Annotated in this window: 16 protein-coding genes; 11 read left to right on the forward strand and 5 right to left on the reverse strand. The window is 68.4% G+C overall.

Annotated features, from left to right (window positions below; translation table 11 throughout):
- Positions 1-253: 253 nt before the first annotated feature.
- From U5A56_RS01460 to U5A56_RS01480, 5 genes are all read right to left on the reverse strand, one after another.
- Positions 254-1,042: a sulfite exporter TauE/SafE family protein gene (locus U5A56_RS01460; RefSeq protein ID WP_044844146.1), complete on the reverse strand. Its 789-nt coding sequence runs from the start codon at positions 1,040-1,042 to the stop codon at positions 254-256.
- 283 nt (positions 1,043-1,325) lie between these two features.
- The gene (locus U5A56_RS01465; RefSeq protein WP_321920768.1) at positions 1,326-2,765 is read right to left on the reverse strand and encodes a DHA2 family efflux MFS transporter permease subunit; all 1,440 of its coding nucleotides are present in this window, start codon (positions 2,763-2,765) and stop codon (positions 1,326-1,328) included.
- A gap of 127 nt (positions 2,766-2,892) precedes the next feature.
- Entirely contained in the window at positions 2,893-3,627 is a 735-nt protein-coding gene (locus U5A56_RS01470) for a DsbA family oxidoreductase (protein ID WP_321920769.1), read from the reverse strand.
- 375 nt (positions 3,628-4,002) lie between these two features.
- Positions 4,003-4,797 carry a transcriptional regulator gene (locus tag U5A56_RS01475; protein ID WP_321920770.1) on the reverse strand — a complete coding sequence of 265 codons (795 nt, stop codon included), beginning with the start codon at positions 4,795-4,797 and terminating at the stop codon, positions 4,003-4,005.
- Entirely contained in the window at positions 4,794-5,756 is a 963-nt protein-coding gene (locus U5A56_RS01480; protein WP_321920771.1) for an ornithine cyclodeaminase family protein, read from the reverse strand. The genes U5A56_RS01475 and U5A56_RS01480 overlap by 4 nt, the downstream gene beginning before the upstream one ends.
- A 380-nt stretch (positions 5,757-6,136) precedes the next feature.
- Here U5A56_RS01480 and U5A56_RS01485 point away from each other — a divergent pair, with 380 nt between their 5' ends.
- From U5A56_RS01485 to groL, 11 genes are all read left to right on the forward strand, one after another.
- Positions 6,137-6,916 (forward strand): ABC transporter substrate-binding protein, encoded by a 780-nt coding sequence (locus U5A56_RS01485; protein WP_124522832.1) that lies wholly within the window; start codon positions 6,137-6,139, stop codon positions 6,914-6,916.
- A 67-nt stretch (positions 6,917-6,983) separates the two neighbouring features.
- Complete coding sequence (locus tag U5A56_RS01490) at positions 6,984-8,228, forward strand: FAD-dependent oxidoreductase (RefSeq protein ID WP_321920772.1); 1,245 nt, start codon at positions 6,984-6,986, stop codon at positions 8,226-8,228.
- A 479-nt stretch (positions 8,229-8,707) separates the two neighbouring features.
- A complete protein-coding gene (locus U5A56_RS01495; protein WP_321920773.1) occupies positions 8,708-10,948 on the forward strand; it encodes a hypothetical protein in 2,241 nt (746 codons plus the stop codon).
- Between the two features lie 276 nt (positions 10,949-11,224).
- Positions 11,225-11,584 (forward strand): hypothetical protein, encoded by a 360-nt coding sequence (locus tag U5A56_RS01500; protein ID WP_321920774.1) that lies wholly within the window; start codon positions 11,225-11,227, stop codon positions 11,582-11,584.
- Between the two features lie 46 nt (positions 11,585-11,630).
- The gene (locus U5A56_RS01505; protein WP_044846302.1) at positions 11,631-12,146 is read left to right on the forward strand and encodes a sigma-70 family RNA polymerase sigma factor; all 516 of its coding nucleotides are present in this window, start codon (positions 11,631-11,633) and stop codon (positions 12,144-12,146) included.
- Entirely contained in the window at positions 12,146-12,931 is a 786-nt protein-coding gene (locus tag U5A56_RS01510) for an anti-sigma factor family protein (RefSeq protein WP_415749081.1), read from the forward strand. The genes U5A56_RS01505 and U5A56_RS01510 overlap by 1 nt, the downstream gene beginning before the upstream one ends.
- 28 nt (positions 12,932-12,959) lie before the next feature.
- Entirely contained in the window at positions 12,960-13,373 is a 414-nt protein-coding gene (locus U5A56_RS01515) for a quinol oxidase (protein ID WP_124488738.1), read from the forward strand.
- Positions 13,370-14,002 carry a LolA family protein gene (locus U5A56_RS01520; RefSeq protein ID WP_124522837.1) on the forward strand — a complete coding sequence of 211 codons (633 nt, stop codon included), beginning with the start codon at positions 13,370-13,372 and terminating at the stop codon, positions 14,000-14,002. Before U5A56_RS01515 ends, U5A56_RS01520 begins: the two co-directional genes overlap by 4 nt.
- Positions 14,003-14,035: 33 nt before the next feature.
- On the forward strand, positions 14,036-14,545 hold the full coding sequence (locus tag U5A56_RS01525; protein WP_044846299.1) for an SRPBCC family protein: 510 nt from the start codon (positions 14,036-14,038) through the stop codon (positions 14,543-14,545).
- Between the two features lie 372 nt (positions 14,546-14,917).
- Positions 14,918-15,211 carry a co-chaperone GroES gene (gene groES, locus U5A56_RS01530; RefSeq protein ID WP_014897904.1) on the forward strand — a complete coding sequence of 98 codons (294 nt, stop codon included), beginning with the start codon at positions 14,918-14,920 and terminating at the stop codon, positions 15,209-15,211.
- A gap of 46 nt (positions 15,212-15,257) precedes the next feature.
- Complete coding sequence (gene groL, locus U5A56_RS01535; RefSeq protein ID WP_044846298.1) at positions 15,258-16,898, forward strand: chaperonin GroEL; 1,641 nt, start codon at positions 15,258-15,260, stop codon at positions 16,896-16,898.
- Positions 16,899-16,983 lie beyond the last annotated feature (85 nt).

Raw genomic sequence — 16,983 nt, forward strand, 5'->3', positions numbered from 1 at the left:
TGCTGGCCGGTCATGCAGCACATCGCGCATGCGGCTCGCGATGCTGTGATCTTCCACGGTGCCCGTGAGTCGTCGACCGACGGGGCATTGTCGGGTCCGCGTGAGATTCGCCGCGGCTTGATCCTCGAAAGGGGAATGCATGTCCCTGTATCGAGGATTTGCCGGAAATTCCCCACCGACAAATCGTGCCGATCTCTTCCATCAGGGGCGGGAAGACGGCGATGTCTGCCGTGGCGGGCGCCAGCCGCGCCGCTTACGCGAGCACGAGTCGCACGCCGACCGCGACGAGCGTCGAGGCGAGCAGGTTGCGCAGCAGCCGCTCGGGCGCGCGCGCCGACAGCAGGCTGCCGAGCACGATGCCGGGCAGCGAGCCGAGCAGCAGCGACAGCAGCATCGACCAGTCGACGGAGCCGAGCAGCCAGTGGCCCATGCCGGCGACGAGCGTGAGCGGCACCGCGTGCGCGATGTCGGAGCCGACGATGCGCGCGGTCGCGAGCAGCGGGTACAGCAGCAACAGCACGGTGACGCCGATCGCGCCGGCGCCGACCGACGTCATCGACACGAGCGCGCCGAGCACGGCGCCCGTCAGCACGGTCGACCAGAACGTGCGCGCGGGATTCGGCGGGAGCGGGTTGCGCGCGGCGAGCGCGGTCAACTGCGGCCGGAAGATCAGTGCGAGCGACGTGAGCAGCAGCGCGATGCCGAGCACCAGCTGGATCATCCGCGCGGTGCCGGGCGAGTTCATCCCGTGCGTGTGCAGCAGCCACAGCGTGACGGCCGCGGCCGGGACGCTGCCGGCCGCGAGCCGGCCGGTAATGCGCCAGTCTATCGACCCCTTCAGTCCGTGGACGAGGGTGCCGGTGGCCTTGGTCGCGGCCGCGTACAGCAGATCGGTGCCGACCGCCGTCGCGGGGTGGACGCCGAACAGCAGCACGAGGATCGGCGTCATCAGCGAACCGCCGCCGACGCCCGTCAGGCCGACGAGAACGCCGACGAACAGGCCGGACAGGGAGTACAGCAGATCGATATGGGGAAGCGACATCGGAAGCAGGCGGTTATGCGGCGTTCGGCGGCGGCGCGCGGCCGCGGCGCGCGCATCAAAGTCTGCCATTGTCGCAAAAGTGGCGCTTCGGTGTACGACTACGTTAAAAATCGGCCGGGGAGGCCGGCCGGACGGGCCGTTCGCGGCGGGTCAAACGAACGTTTGAACAGGCGCGGGACCGGGCGGGGCGGGGCGACGTGCCGGCGTTGCCGGGTCGCAACGCCGATGGCGGGCCATCGGGTGCGGCGGGGCGGAGCTCGCCCCGATACAGGCCGGCCGGCCGTCAATGCATCGCGGGGCCGGCGCCCGCAACGGCGTCCTGGCGGCGGATGCGCAGCGCGAGGCCGAGCAGCCCGGCCGCGGCCGCAAATGCGGCGCCGACCGCGAACGCGGCGTGGTAGCCGCCGTTCAGCGCGTCGAGCGGTGCGGCGTGTGCCGCCGCGAGCGCATCGGTGCGCGCGGCCGCGAGGCTCGCGAGTACGGCGAGGCCGAGTGCGCCGCCCATCATGAACGCGGTGTTGACGATGCCCGACGCGAGCCCGGAATCGGCCGGATCGACGTCGCTCATCGCGGCGAGCAGCACCGGATTGAACGCGACGCCCGCGCCGATGCCGAGCAGCGTCATGCCCGGCAGCACGTGCCAGACGAAGCTGCCGTCGGCCGGCGCGCGCGCGAACAGCGCGAGGCCGCACGCCGCGATCAGCAGGCCGGCGGCGATCGGGCCGCGGATGCCGAAACGCATCACGATCCGCGCCGACAGCCCGAGCGAGAACGCGGCCATGATCAGGTTCGCCGGCAGGAACGCGAGCCCGACCTGCAGCGGTCCGTAGCCGAGCACGCGCTGCATGTAGAGCGCGGACAGGAAGAACCACGCGAACATCGCGGCCGCCCACAGCACGCCGATCACGTTCGCGAGCGCGACGTTGCGCGCGGCGAACAGCGTGAGCGGCATCAGCGGATGCGCGACGTGCGCCTCGATCGCGACGAACAGCGCGAGCAGCACGACGGCCGCGCCGATCAGCACGACGGTTTGCGTAGACAGCCAGCCGGCCTCGTTGCCGCCGACGATCCCGTAGACCGCGAGCATCAGCGATGCGGTCACGGTGATCGCGCCCGCGACGTCGAGCCGCGCGGCGCCGGCCGGCGCGCGCAGGCGCGGCAGCAGCGCGACGCACATCGCATAGACGGCGATGCCGATCGGCAGGTTGACGAGGAAGATCCAGTGCCACGACAGCGTGCTCGTCAAGAGCCCGCCGAGCAGTACGCCGATGCTGCCGCCGCCCGCGCAGACGAAACCGTAGACGCCCATCGCGCGCGCCCGTTCGCCTGGCTCGGTGAACAGGTTCATGATCAGCGACAGCGACACGGCCGACACGATCGCGCCGCCGAAGCCCTGCACCGCGCGCGCGGCGATCAGCATCGTCTGCGATTGCGCGAGGCCGCAGGCGAGCGACGCGAGCGTGAACACGACGAGGCCCGCGAGGAACATGCGCCGCTGGCCGTACAGGTCGCCGAGCCGGCCGCCGAGCAGCAGGCAGCCGCCGAACGTCAGCAGGTAGGCGTTGACGACCCACACGAGGGCCGTCTCGGTGAAATGGAGGTCGGTGCTGATCGACGGCAGTGCAACGTTTACGATCGTGCTGTCGAGCACGATCATCAGCACGCCGAGGCAGAGGACGATCAGCGCGTACCAGCGCTTCTCGCCGTGGATCCCGTGGGTCATGGGCTGGCAGCCTTCTCTCAGATCGTTATTTGAAAGGCTGAATTGTAGACGTCGTTCGCGTGCGCTTCCTGCCGGTTTGTGGCAGGAGCGACGCGTAGCGGCGGCGCGTGTCGCGCCGCGCCGGACGTTATCCGCGCGGCGGGAGTTCGCAGCCGTCGGGGCCGCATGCGGCGGCGTCGTCGCCGGCGAATTCGACGATGGCGCCGTCGCGCCATGCCTGCTCGAGCGCCTGCGCGAACACGTCGGCCGGCTGCGCGCCCGATACCGCGTAGCGGCCGCCGAACACGAACAGCGGCACGCCGCGTCCGCCGATCTGCGCGGCGCGCGCGATGTCGGCCTCGACTTCGTCACGGTATGCATCGCTGCGCAGCACGGCTTCGACGGCCGAGCGCTCGAGCCCCGCTTCGACCGCGAAGTCGATCAGCGCCGCATGGTCGAACAGCGAGCCGTGCTCGCAGAAATAAGCGCGGTACAGGCGCTCGGTCAGCGCATGGGCGCGGCCGGTGGCTTCCGCGAGCTTCACGAGCCGATGGCCGTCGAGCGTGTCGCCGACGAACGTGCCGGGCAGGTCGTAGCTCAGCCCGACGCTCGCTGCCGCGTCGGTCACCTGGCGCAACATCTGGTCGACCTGCGCGGGCGACATCCGGTACTTGCCCGCGAGCATCGCCTCCACCGGTTCGACCGGCTGGCCCGGCATCAGCCGGTACGCACGCAACGCGACGTCGACGTGCTCCGCGTGCGCGAATGCGGCGAGCGCCTCGTCGAAGCGGCGCTTGCCGATCCAGCACCACGGGCAGATCAGGTCGGACCAGATTTCGACGGTCAGGGTCGGGCGGGCAGTCGGGGCGGGGGTGGTCGTCATGGGCGGTCCGGGGCGGCAAATAAATGTAACCGGGACTATAGCATTTTGTGCTTCGACGCTACGCCGTGGGCTGGCCCGGGTGGAACGGGCCGGCCCCCGACGTATCACGAAGCATAGTCACGGACCGCGCGAACCGGTAGCGGGGCCGATGTCGGTGATGGTGAACGGGGAGCGGTGAACGGTGAACGGTGAACGGTGAACGGGGAGCGGCGAACGGCGAACGGCGAACGGCGAACGGCGAGCGGGGAGCAGTGAAGGCCGCAAGCTTGGCGACCAGGCGACCAGGCGACCAAGCAACCAAGCAACCAAGCAACCAAGCAACCAAGCAACCAAGCAACCAAGCAACCAAGCAACCACGCCCGCAGCACACGTCGCTCACACGTCGCCCTGCGTTTCCTTCAGATGCTTCAGGTGCTTGTAGACGGTCGCGCGCCCCATCCCGAGCACGTTCGCGACGTAGTTCGCGGCGCTCTTGCCGCGGAACGCGCCTTCCGCATAAAGCGCCTCGACGAGCTCGCGCCGGTGCTCGCGCGTGAGGCCGTTCAGGCCGACCTGCCGCTCGCGCAGCCAGCCGTGCAGGAACGTGTTGATGCGCTCCTGCCAGTCGTCGCGGAACAGCTCGTCCGGTTGCGCGACGATGCCCGCGCCCTTGATGAACACGTCGAGCGTCGCGCGGACGTCGTCGAACACCGCGATGTTGAAGTTGATGCACATCATCCCGGCCGGCCGGCCTTCGTCGTCGAACAGCACGTTGCTCACGCAACGCATGCGCCGGCCGTCCCAGTTCAGTTTCTCGTACGGGCCGATCACGCGCTCGCGCGCCGAATGATCGATTTCCTCGAGCGCCGAATCGTCGCCGACCTCGCGCTTCGACAGGTTGTTCGCGAGGTACAGCACGGTCTGGTCGTGCAGGTCGTGGATCACGACTTCCGCGTACGGGAAGAACAGCGCCGCGATGCCGTCGGCGATCGGTGCGTAGCGGGTGAGCAGCAGGTCTTTGACGGGGGATTGCTTCTTGCGCATCGGAATCGCCATCTCGGGTGAGCGGGGGCCGGGCGGTGCGTCGGTACGGCGCGCCGGCGTGCCGTCCACCGGCTCGCCCGTGCGCCCCCGCGCTGCCGCCGCGGCGGTTGCGCCATTGTATCGGCCCCGCGTGCGCGTGCCGCTCATGCGCGCGTCAGATGCATGTACAGCGCGTGTGCGATCGTGATGTCCTCGAGCCCGAGGCCGATCGAGCGGAAGAACGCGTGACGCATGCGCGACGGCGCCGCGCAGGTGCCTGCGACGAGCGCGGGCAGGTCGCCGACGATCCGCTCCGGCGTCCAGCCGTGCCCGGCCGCCGCGATCTGCATCTCGCCCGCGCTCGCGGGCGTCGTGTGCCGGTAGTCGCAGTACACGTCCATGTCGGGCAACCATGCCGGCGGGATCTCGTGCGCGCGCGCGACGTTGGTGCTGATCGAGGTGACGAGCGCAGGGCGCGTGAGCATGCCGTCGGCGAGCACCGGCGTGCCCGACGACGTGCACAGCATCACGACGTCCGCGTCGCGCACGCACGCCTCGACGCTGGCGGCCGCACGGGCGCGCGGATCGATCCGCGCGAGCGTCGCCTGCAGCGCCGGGTCGCCGGCGAGCGCGGGCGAATGGACGCTGATCGATGCCCAGTCGCGCAATGCCGCCGTATGGCGCAGATGCGCGAGGCCCACCGCGCCCGCGCCGATCACGGCGAGCCGGCGCGCGTCGCGCGGCGCGAGGCAGTCGACCGCGAGCGCCGTCGTGCCGGCCGTGCGCTCGACCGTCAGCAGCCCCGCGTCGCACCACATCAGCGGCTGGCCGGTGCGCATCGACATCAGCGCGGTCCACGCCGTGACGATCGGTTTGCCGCCCGTCACGACGTATGGCGACAGCTTCGCGCCGAACACTTGCTCGTCGGCGAGCGCGCCGAGATACGTGATGAAATCGCCGGCCTGCTCGGGGAACAGCGTGAGGGTTTGCGGCGGCTGCACCGCGCGGGCCGATGCGAGCGACGCGAACATGCGGCGCAGCGTGCCGAGCACGTCGAGCGACGGCAGCGCCGCGCGCACCGCGGCTTCGTCGACGGTCAGCGGCAGGGTCGGGGCGGGTTGCGTCATGGAACTTCTCCGGTCGGGGCCGGACAGGACAGTCTCGAAAGCGGGCGTCCGGCGATGTTCGTGATGGATTAAAAGTCTAATATAGACAAAAGAAGTCGGGTGAATTTTTCTTTTCAGGACAGGCCCGAGCCGCCGTCAGTCGAAAAAACCTCGATGAATCAACGGAATTTTGCGTAATCGGTGGGATCTCGATGGGCAGCAGCGAGGCCACGATTATCGTATCCCCTATAGTCTATAGTAGACTAAGAGTCTATATTTAGCATGCGGACCGGCATGTTGCCGCCCGGCGGCCGGCATGCATCGCATGCCGATCCGGCGCCCGGCGACGGCGTCGCGCGAACGGTCTTCATCGCCTCAATCCGGAATCGAAGGACATCGTCATGAACTGGAAGCTTTCCCTCTGCGCCGTCGCGGCGCTTGCGTGCGCGGCCGTCACCGCCCACGCGGAACAGACCACGCTGCGCTTCGGGATCGAAGCCGCCTATCCGCCGTTCGAGAGCAAGACGCCGGCCGGCCAGCTGCAGGGTTTCGACGTCGACGTCGGCAATGCCGTCTGCGCGAAGCTGAACATGAAGTGCGTGTGGGTCGAGAATGCGTTCGACGGGCTGATCCCGGCGCTGCAGGCGCGCAAGTTCGATGCGATCAATTCGGCGATGAACATCACCGCGAAGCGCAAGCAGAGCATCGATTTCACGCCGGCGATCTACGTGGTGCCGATCGTGATGGTCGCGCACCGCGGCTCGCCGCTGCGGCCCGATGCCGCGAGCCTGCGCGGCAAGCACGTCGGCGTGCTGCAGGGCTCGTCGCAGGAGGATTTCCTGAAGGCGCACTGGGCCAATGCGGGCGTGGACGTCGTGTCGTATCAGGACCAGGACCAGATCTATGCCGATCTCGTCGCCGGTCGTCTCGACGCGGCCGTGCAGGAAGCGCAGACCGCGCAGGACGGTTTCCTCGACAAGCCGGCCGGCCGCGACTACCAGATCGTCGGCGAGCCGCTGAAGGATCCCGCGACGCTCGGCGAAGGCACCGGCTTCGGGTTGCGCAAGGGCGACAAGGCGCTGCAGGCAAAGATCGTCGGCGCGCTCGACGCGCTGAAGAAGGACGGCACGCTGAGCGCGCTGTCGCAGAAGTATTTCAAGCGCGACATCGTCGCGAAGTAAGCCAGGCCGCGCGCCGGCCGCGGTGCCGGCGCGCGTCGCACCGAATCTCGACGCAGTACGGGGAAGCATGGATTTCGACGTCATCGTTCTGGGGGCCGGCATCGTCGGCGTGTCGTCGGCGCTGCATCTGCAGGATCGCGGGCTGCGTGTCGCGCTCGTCGACCGGCGCGCGCCCGGCGAGGAAACGAGCCACGGCAATGCGGGGCTGATCGAGCGCTCGTCGGTCGTGCCGTACGCGTTCCCGCGCCGGCTCGGCACGCTGCTGCGCTACGCACGCAACCGCTCGGTCGATCTCTATTGGGACTACAAAGCATTGCCCGCGTATGCGGGCTGGCTTGCGCGTTTCTGGCGTGAATCGTCGCCGCAGCGGCTCGCGGCCGCCGCACGCGACATGCTGCCGCTCGTCGCGGCGAGCGTCGTCGAGCACGACGCGCTGATCGCGCGCACCGACGCGCAGCCGCTCGTGCATGACGGCGGGTGGCTCGAGGCGTTCCGTTCGCCCGCGCTGTTCGACGCGGAAACGCGCGCGCAGCAGCGGGTGGCCGACGCGCACGGGTTGCGGATGAGTGTGCTCGACGCGCGCGCGTTGCGCGAACGCGAGCCCGGCATCGGCGACGCGTTCTGCGGCGCATTCCACTGGCAGGACCCGAAGACGGTGTCGAGCCCCGGCGGCCTCACGAAGGCGTACGCGCGGCTGTTCGAGCGCGACGGCGGCACGTTCGTACGCGGCGACGCGACGACGTTCGCGCAGGTGCGCGACGGCTGGCAGGTCGATACCGAGCATGGGCCGATTGCGGCCCGTTCGGCCGTGGTTGCGCTCGGGCCGTGGTCCGATCACGTGTTCGCGCCGCTCGGCTACCGGATTCCGCTGCGCGCGAAGCGCGGCTATCACATGCATTACCGGCCGACCCGCGCGCCGCTGAACGTGCCCGTGTGCGATACCGAGGAGGGTTTCGTCGTCGCGCCGATGGAAGGCGGCCGCCTGCGGCTCACGACCGGCGTCGAGATCGCGTTGCGCGGCGCGCCGCCGACCGGCGTGCAGCTCGCGCGTGCCGAGCCGCTGGCGCGCGACGCGTTCGGCATCGGCGAGCGGCTCGATCCGGCGCCGTGGCTCGGGATGCGGCCGTGCACGCCCGACATGCGGCCCGTGATCGGACCTGCGCCGCGCCATCGTCATCTGTGGTTCGCGTTCGGCCACTGTCACCACGGGCTCACGCTCGGCCCCGCGACCGGGCGTCTGCTCGCCGAGATGATGACGGGCGCGCCGACCTTCATCGATCCCCATCCGTACCGGCCCGCGCGCTTCGGCTGAGCCCGTTGCGATACGACGGCCGCCGCGTGTGCGGCCGTCACAGTTTTTCATTCGGCTGTCCGTATTGAGTGAAGTCTTGCAGCCGGAAATGATCTGCGCAATTGACCGGAAAGAAATCGCGAAATAAGCAAAACAGAAAACACGCGATTTATTAATGCATTTTCATGAAGATGAAATGCGCAGCAGGTGGTCCGTCCGGGCCATCCGGCGACGTTTCGCAACGGACGTTCCGATGTGACCCGGGATGTACCGGAACACGTTACTTCCGGCCTCGCAAACGTTACGTTACATCCGAGCGCCCGACGCAATTATCGTCAGATGATTGCGGCTGCGCGACCCGTTTATTTTCCCGGAAATCCATATAAAACGGTTATTGGCTTGCAATAGGCCAACGAATCAATCCGTTTTATCCGGATGGCACACTTCGTGCAATCCATCCCCATGCTTTATCAACGTAGTGCCAACGAGATGGGGTAAGGATGAGACAAAACTTTAAATTGACGGGTGTGGCGCTGTCGGTCACGACGGTGTTCGGGGTACTGGTTTCCGGTTCGGCTGTCGCCGGGCCGCTCGATGCGCTGCCGATTCCGCAAGTCGTCGTGAATCCGCCGACCAACAGCGTATCGATCGGGTTGGCCGCGACCGGCACGTCGCCGCTGGGTTCGGTCACCGTTGCGACGGGTGGGGCCGGCGCGATTCAGACGTCGCTGGGCAACCCGGCGCAGGCGTTGTCGGGCGCGGTGAACGCGCTGCAGGGCGCGCTCGGCGGCGGTGGCGGCGCGGTGACGCCCCTCGCGCCGGTACAAGGCGTGGTGAACCAGGTGACGGGAGCGCTCGGTGGCGGCAACCCGGCCGGTGCGTTGAGCGGCGTGCTGAATACGGCGACGGGGACGTTGAGCAATGCGGTCGGCACGGTGACGGGCGGGCTGGGTAACGTCGGCGGCGGTGCGAACCCGCTGGCACCGGTTCAAGGTGTCGTCAATCAAGTGACAGGGGCGCTCGGTGGCGGCAACCCGGCCGGCGCGCTGACCGGCGCCCTCGGTACGGTCACGGGTGCGTTGGGTAACGTCGGTGGTGGGTCGAACCCGGTGGCACCGGTTCAAGGTGTCGTCAATCAAGTGACGGGGGCGCTCGGTGGTGGCAACCCGGCCGGCGCGCTGACCGGCGCCCTTGGTACGGTCACGGGTGCGTTGGGTAACGTCGGTGGCGGGTCGAACCCGCTGGCGCCGGTTCAAGGTGTCGTCAATCAAGTGACGGGAGCGCTCGGTGGCGGCAACCCCGCTGCTGCACTGACCGGCGCGCTCAATACGGCGACGGGTACGCTGAGTAACGGAATCGGTACGGTGACGGGCGCACTGGGCAACGTCGGCGGCGGCGCGAATCCGCTGGCGCCGGTTCAGGGCGTGGTGAATCAAGTAACGGGTGCGCTTGGCGGCGGCAACCCGGCCGGCTCACTGACCGGCGCCCTCGGCACGGTGACGGGTGCACTCGGCAACGTTGGCGGCACGAACCCGCTGGCGCCGATCCAGAACGTCGTCGACCAGGTCACGGGCACGCTGGGCAGCGGCAATCCGGCTGGTGCGCTGAGCAACGCGGTCAATACGATCACGGGTACGCTCGGCAACATCGGTGGCGCGTCGAGCCCGCTGGCACCGGTGCAAGGCGCCGTCACGCAACTCGCCGGCACGCTCGGCAACGGCAACCCGGCCAGCGCACTGACGGACGCTGTGAACTCGGTGACGGGCGCGCTCGGCAGCCTTGGCGGCACGAACCCGCTGGCTCCGGTACAAGGCGTCGTAAACCAGGTCGTCGGCACGCTATCGGGCGCCGGCGGCGGCAGCCCGATCGCGCCGATCACGAACCTCGTCAGCGGCCTGCAAAACGCGCTGCCGACGGGCGGCAACCCGGCCGGCGCACTGGGCAACGCGGTCAACTCGGTCACGGGCGCACTCGGCAACCTCGGCGGCACGAACCCGCTGGCGCCGGTACAGGGCGTCGTGAACCAGGTCGTCGGCACGCTCGGTGGCAGCAACCCGGCCGGCGTACTGAGCAACGCGGTCAGCTCGGTCACGGGCGCACTCGGCAACCTCGGCGGCACGAACCCGCTGGCCCCGGTACAGGGCGTCGTGAACCAGGTGGTCGGTACGCTCGGCGGCAGCAACCCGGCCGGCGCACTGAGCAACGCGGTCAGTTCGGTGACGGGCGCACTCGGCAGCCTCGGCGGCACGAACCCGCTGGCGCCGGTGCAGGGCGTCGTGAACCAGGTCGTCGGCACGCTGTCGGGCGCAGGCGGCAGCAGCCCGATCGCGCCGATCACGAACCTCGTCAGCGGCCTGACCGGCGGCAGCAACCCGGCCGCCGCGCTGACCGGTGCGCTCGGTTCGGTGACGGGTGCCCTGGCGAACGGTCCGGCGGCCCTCGGGCAGGCGGCCGGCGCGTTGTCGGGCGCGGCCGGTTCGACGGCTGCAGCGGGCGGCAGCCTGCTCGGCTCGGGCGCGAGCGCGGCGGGCAGCACGGCGGGGGCAGCCGGTTCGCTGCTGTCGACGGGCGGCAACGCGACGGCGACGGTCGTCAATGCGGCCGGCACGACGCTGGGCACGGCGCTGGGTTCCACGCCGAGCCTGTCGGTCACTCCGCACTCGGGCAACAACTCGGCGAACAACCCGCTCGCACCGGTGTCGACGCTGCTGCAGGCGGTGACGGGCGCATTGCCGAGGTAACCGGCCGGCGCGCGCGGCGACGGTTCATCGCCTGCCGCGCGCAACGGGTCGCACAACGCGGCATGACAGCAATGTCATGCCGCGTTTTTTTGGGGTTCCCGGTCTGTCTCATGGGAGGAATGGCACTGAATTGCGGGGCGGAATGGAATAACCGGCCGGATTCGTCCGTTTACTTACCGAGTCGCGGCGCAGCCGGACAGCGGGATAATGGTCATGACGTAGTCGACGTCCCGTCCGGCGCCGCCGTGCCGCGATGCCATGCCAAGGAGAACGGGAATGAAGACGATGCTGTTCGCCATCGCGCTGACGGCCGCGATCGCGCGGCCCGCGGCCGCCGAGCCGCCGCAGGCCGGTGACGGGAAACTGGTCGACGAAGATCACATGACGCTGTACGTGTTCGATCACGACGCGCCGGGCAAGAGCACGTGCACCGGTACCTGCGCGGCCAACTGGCCGCCGGCGCTCGCCGACGGATACGACAAGGCGTCGGGCGCACTGAGCTTCGTCACGCGCGACGACGGCAAGAAGCAATGGGCGTACCGCGGCCGTCCGCTATACCGCTGGAAGATGGACCACAAGGCCGGTGACGCGGGCGGCGACGGCGTCGGCGGCATGTGGCACGTTGCGCGCCCCTGAGAACGGACTGACGGGCTGACGGCGCGGCGACGCGCAAGGCATCCGGATGAGCTACGAATCGGACCTGCTGGTGTGGCTGCCGCATCTCACCCGGTATGCGCGCGCGCTGACGGGCGATCGGGCCTGGGCGGACGATCTCGTGCAGGACACGCTGGAGCGCGCGCTGAACCGGCCGCCGCGTGACGGCGGCAACCTGCGCGCGTGGCTGCTGACGCTGTTGCGCCACCGCTTCATCGACCAGTTGCGCGCGCGGCGCGAGATCGCGGTCGACGATGCGACCGCGCCGTGGCAGACGATGGCCGCGCCGAACGACGAGATCGGCGGCCTGCTGCTGCGCGACGTGCAGCGCGCGCTGTACCGGTTGCCGGTCGAGCAGCGTGAGGTGCTGCTGCTGGTCGCGCTCGAGGAGCTGAGTTACCGCGACGCCGCACAGGTGCTCGGCGTGCCGGTGGGGACGGTGATGTCGCGGCTGTCACGGGCGCGTGAACAGATGCGTGCGCTGTTGTCCGGCGAGCCGCCGGCGCACGGCGCGGCCGCGTTACGGGTGATCGGGAAGACATGATGGACGACGACGATCCGCGCAAACCTTCGAACGATCGGGACGATGCCGTGTCGGCCCAGCTGCTGTCGGCGCTGCTCGACGGCGAGCTGTCCGGGCAGGAGCGCCGCGAGGTGCTCGAGCGGCTGCGGGCCGATCCGCGGGAGGCCGACCGGTTCGCGCATTACGGCGCGCAGCGCGATGCGTTGCACGCGCTGTTCCCGCTGCCGGCTGCCGCACCCGCGCTGTTCGTGCAGCGGCGCGCGCCGCGCTGGCGTGGCCTTGCCTATGCGTTCGCGGGGCTGGCGGCCGGGCTGGTGATCGGCATCGCGCTGCACGCGGGCTGGACGACGTTCGGCGCCGAGCCGGCATTCGCCGCACGCGCGGACGTCGCTTACGCCGTGTACGCGGCCGAGCGGGAGCATCCGGTCGAGGTCGACGCACGCGATCCGGCGCGCCTTGCCGCGTGGCTGTCCGCGCGTCTCGGGCGGCCCGTGCGCGCGCCGTCGCTCGACGAATACGGCTATGCATTGCTGGGCGGCCGGCTGCTGCCGGGCGACGCGGGGCCGGCGGCGCAACTCATGTACCAGCGCGCGGACGGCAAGCGCGTGACGCTCTACATGACGGCCTACGACGCGCGGCGTTTCGCGCCCCAGGCGATGTCGGCCGACGGCCGCCATACGTATTTCTGGTCGGATCGCGGCATGGGTTTTGCGCTCTCCGGGCGCGCCGACGAACGACGCCTGCGCGAACTCGCGATCGAGGCATGCGGCGCGCTCGGCGGGCCGACCGACGCGTGGAAGGGATGATGCACGCGGTATCGGCAGGGAGCCAATGATGAACGCGAAGGTGGCGATGGTGACGGTGGCGCTCGCGGCATGCGCCGGGCTCGCGCGGGCGGATGGCGATGCCCCGGTGCGCGTGCCGGTCGACGCCGACGGCGTGCAGCGGGTGGCGATCGTCGGCGGCAGCTATTTCTTTCGCCCGAACCACGTGATCGTCCGCGCGCACGTGCCGGTGGAGCTGACCGTATCGGCCGAACCGGGCGTCGTGCCGCACAGTTTCGCGATCGACGCGCCGCAGGCCGGCATCGCGGTGCGCACCGAACTCGGCACGACGCCGCGCACGTTGCGCTTCACGCCGACGACGCCCGGCCGCTTCGCCTACTATTGCACGCATCGGCTGCTGTTCTTGCGCAGTCATCGCGAGCGCGGAATGGAAGGCGTGCTCGACGTCGAGGCGGCGCCATGATCGCCGCGTTGCTGGCCGCGAGCCTGATAGGAGCGAGCATGACAGCCGACCCCGTGACCGTCGCGCAGACGCATTTCGACCAGGTCCACTCGTATCGCGCGACGATCCGCTCGTCGGCGCGAAGCGGCGAGCACGCCGAATTCCACTATGCGTACCTGAAACCCGGTTTCGTCCGGATGGACTTCGTGTCGCCGCATCACGGCGCGGTGCTCGCGTACGATCCCGGCGACGGCAAGGTCCGGCTGCGCCCGTTCGGCGAGCATGCGCTGCCCGCGTTGACGCTGTCGCCGTCCAATCCGCTCCTGCGCAATCGCAGCGGCCATCGCGTCGATCGGTCGGACGTCGGCGTGCTGCTGCGCAACGTGCATGCGCTGCAGCAGGGCGGTGCGACGGTGACGGAGGGCCAGGAAACCGTCGGCGGCCGCACCACGCTGCGCGTGTCGGTGACGGGCGCACCCGCGCACGTGGTCGACGGCGTGCATCGCTATCGTCTGTGGCTGGACACCGAGGACGGCTTTCCGCTGAAGGTGGTCAGCTTCGCGGACGACGACGGCGCGCCGCTCGAGACGGTCACGCTCGACGACGTCGAGATCGACGTCGCGTTTCCCGCCCGCTTTTTCTCCCCCTGATTCCTGATCCCGACGACTCCTGCCGGAGGCAGCATGGCGGAATACCGGTTTTCGACGACGTGGCGCGTGGACGCGCCGCTCGCGGCGGTCTGGGACGCGATCTACCAGGTCGATCGCTGGCCCGACTGGTGGAAGAGCGCCGTGCGGACCGTCGAGATCGAACCCGGCGATGCGCGCGGCGTCGGCGCGCTGCAGCGCTACACGTGGAAAGGCGCGTTGCCGTACCGGCTGACCTTCGACATGCGCGTGCTGCGCGTCGAGCGGCTGCATGTGCTCGAAGGCCGCGCGAGCGGCGCGATCGAAGGCGACGGCCGCTGGTCGTTCGCCGGCGACGGCACGCGCACCGTCGTGCGCTACGACTGGCACATCCGCACGCGCGAGCGCTGGATGAACTGGCTGGAGCCGGTCGCGCGCCCGCTGTTCGCCTGGAATCACGACGTCGTGATGCGCGAAGGCGCGAAAGGGCTCGCGCGCCGGCTTGGCGCGACGGTCGAGACCGACGGCCGGACGTTCCAGCCGGTCGCCGGCTGTCCGGACATGTGACGATCTCGCGTTCTGTCCCGGCCTCCTTGGCGTCCGAGCGGCCCTTTTCATGCGATACCGGACGACCGCGGGAACTCGGTGCCTGCCCCGTGTCAAATTGGGGCGATGGTCGGGATATCCCGTATCCCGTCCGCTCCCGGTGTGCGAGGTTGATGTGTATGTGATTGTTTTGAATGGCTTTTTTTGATTTATCCCCGTTTTTCCGCCGTTCCGCCCCGCACGAAAAAACCTCCGGCTCCCCTTCTTGAATTTGTCAAAACCCGTCCATATAATTAGCACTCGCTGCACGAGAGTGCTAACAATTCTCTGCCGGGCGACCCGCCGGGCAGATTCCCTAAGCGTTCTTCAATCTCAGTCAAGAGAGGAGTGAATATGAACCTTCGTCCTTTGCACGATCGCGTGATCGTCAAGCGCCTGGATCAGGAAACCAAGACCGCCTCGGGCATCGTGATCCCCGAAGCTGCTGCTGAGAAGCCGGATCAAGGCGAGATCCTCGCGGTCGGCCCGGGCAAGCGTGACGACAAGGGCGCGGCGATCGCGCTCGACGTGAAGGTCGGCGATCGCGTGCTGTTCGGCAAGTACGCTGGTCAGACCGTCAAGGTCGACGGCCAGGAACTGCTGGTCATGCGCGAAGAAGACATCATGGCCGTGGTCAACGCGCAGTAAGCGTCCACCGACGGTACATATTCCCAAGAATTCAAGGAGTTAGAAGATGGCAGCTAAAGACGTCGTATTCGGCGATTCCGCCCGTTCGAAGATGGTCGAAGGCGTGAACATTCTCGCCAACGCAGTCAAGGTCACGCTGGGTCCGAAGGGCCGCAACGTCGTGCTCGAGCGCAGCTTCGGCGGCCCGACGGTCACCAAGGACGGTGTGTCGGTCGCGAAGGAAATCGAGCTGAAGGACAAGCTCCAGAACATGGGCGCGCAAATGGTCAAGGAAGTCGCTTCCAAGACCAGCGACAACGCAGGCGACGGCACGACGACGGCAACCGTCCTCGCGCAATCGATCGTTCGCGAAGGCATGAAGTACGTCGCATCGGGCATGAACCCGATGGACCTGAAGCGCGGCATCGACAAGGCAGTCGCAGCGGCTGTCGAAGAGCTGAAGAAGATCAGCAAGCCGTGCACGACGAACAAGGAAATCGCACAGGTCGGCTCGATCTCGGCGAACAGCGACACGTCGATCGGCGATCGCATCGCTGAAGCGATGGACAAGGTCGGCAAGGAAGGCGTGATCACCGTCGAAGACGGCAAGTCGCTGGCTGACGAACTCGACGTCGTCGAAGGCATGCAGTTCGACCGCGGCTACCTGTCGCCGTACTTCATCAACAACCCGGACAAGCAAGTCGCCGTCCTCGACAACCCGTTCGTGCTGCTGCACGACAAGAAGGTGTCGAACATCCGTGATCTGCTGCCGGTGCTCGAGCAAGTCGCGAAGGCTGGCCGTCCGCTGCTGATCATCGCTGAAGACGTCGAAGGCGAAGCGCTCGCAACGCTGGTCGTCAACAACATCCGCGGCATCCTGAAGACCGTTGCGGTCAAGGCGCCGGGCTTCGGCGATCGTCGCAAGGCGATGCTGGAAGACATCGCGATCCTGACCGGCGGTCAAGTCGTCGCGGAAGAAACCGGCCTGACGCTCGAGAAGGCAACGCTGGCAGAACTGGGCCAGGCGAAGCGCATCGAAGTGGGCAAGGAAAACACGACGATCATCGACGGCGCAGGCGAAGCCGTGAACATCGAAGCGCGCGTCAAGCAAGTTCGCACGCAAATCGAAGAAGCGACGTCGGACTACGACCGTGAAAAGCTGCAAGAGCGCGTGGCCAAGCTGGCCGGCGGCGTGGCAGTGATCAAGGTCGGTGCTGCGACCGAAGTCGAAATGAAGGAAAAGAAGGCACGTGTCGAAGACGCACTGCACGCAACGCGCGCAGCTGTGGAAGAAGGCATCGTGGCAGGCGGCGGCGTTGCGCTGATCCGCGCTCGCACCGCGATCGCAGGCCTGACCGGCGCGAACGCCGACCAGAACGCCGGCATCAAGATCGTGCTGCGCGCAATGGAAGAGCCGCTGCGCCAGATCGTCACGAACGGCGGCGAAGAAGCGAGCGTCGTGGTGGCGGCAGTGGCTGCAGGCACGGGCAACTACGGCTACAACGCAGCAACGGGCGAGTACGTCGACATGGTTGAAGCCGGCGTCGTCGACCCGACCAAGGTCACGCGCACCGCACTGCAGAACGCAGCTTCGGTTGCTGGCCTGCTGCTGACGACGGACGCAGCTGTCGCAGAACTGCCGAAGGAAGACGCACCGATGCCGGGCGGCATGCCGGGCGGCATGGGCGGCATGGGCATGGACATGTAATCGACTTCGGTCGATGGTGTCCGGGGCGCGCAGCGATGCGCGCTCCAGCCAAAGAAAAAGACCCGCAGCGATGCGGGTCTTTTTT

Source organism: Burkholderia sp. BCC1998, assembly GCF_905339875.1.
Lineage (GTDB): Bacteria > Pseudomonadota > Gammaproteobacteria > Burkholderiales > Burkholderiaceae > Burkholderia.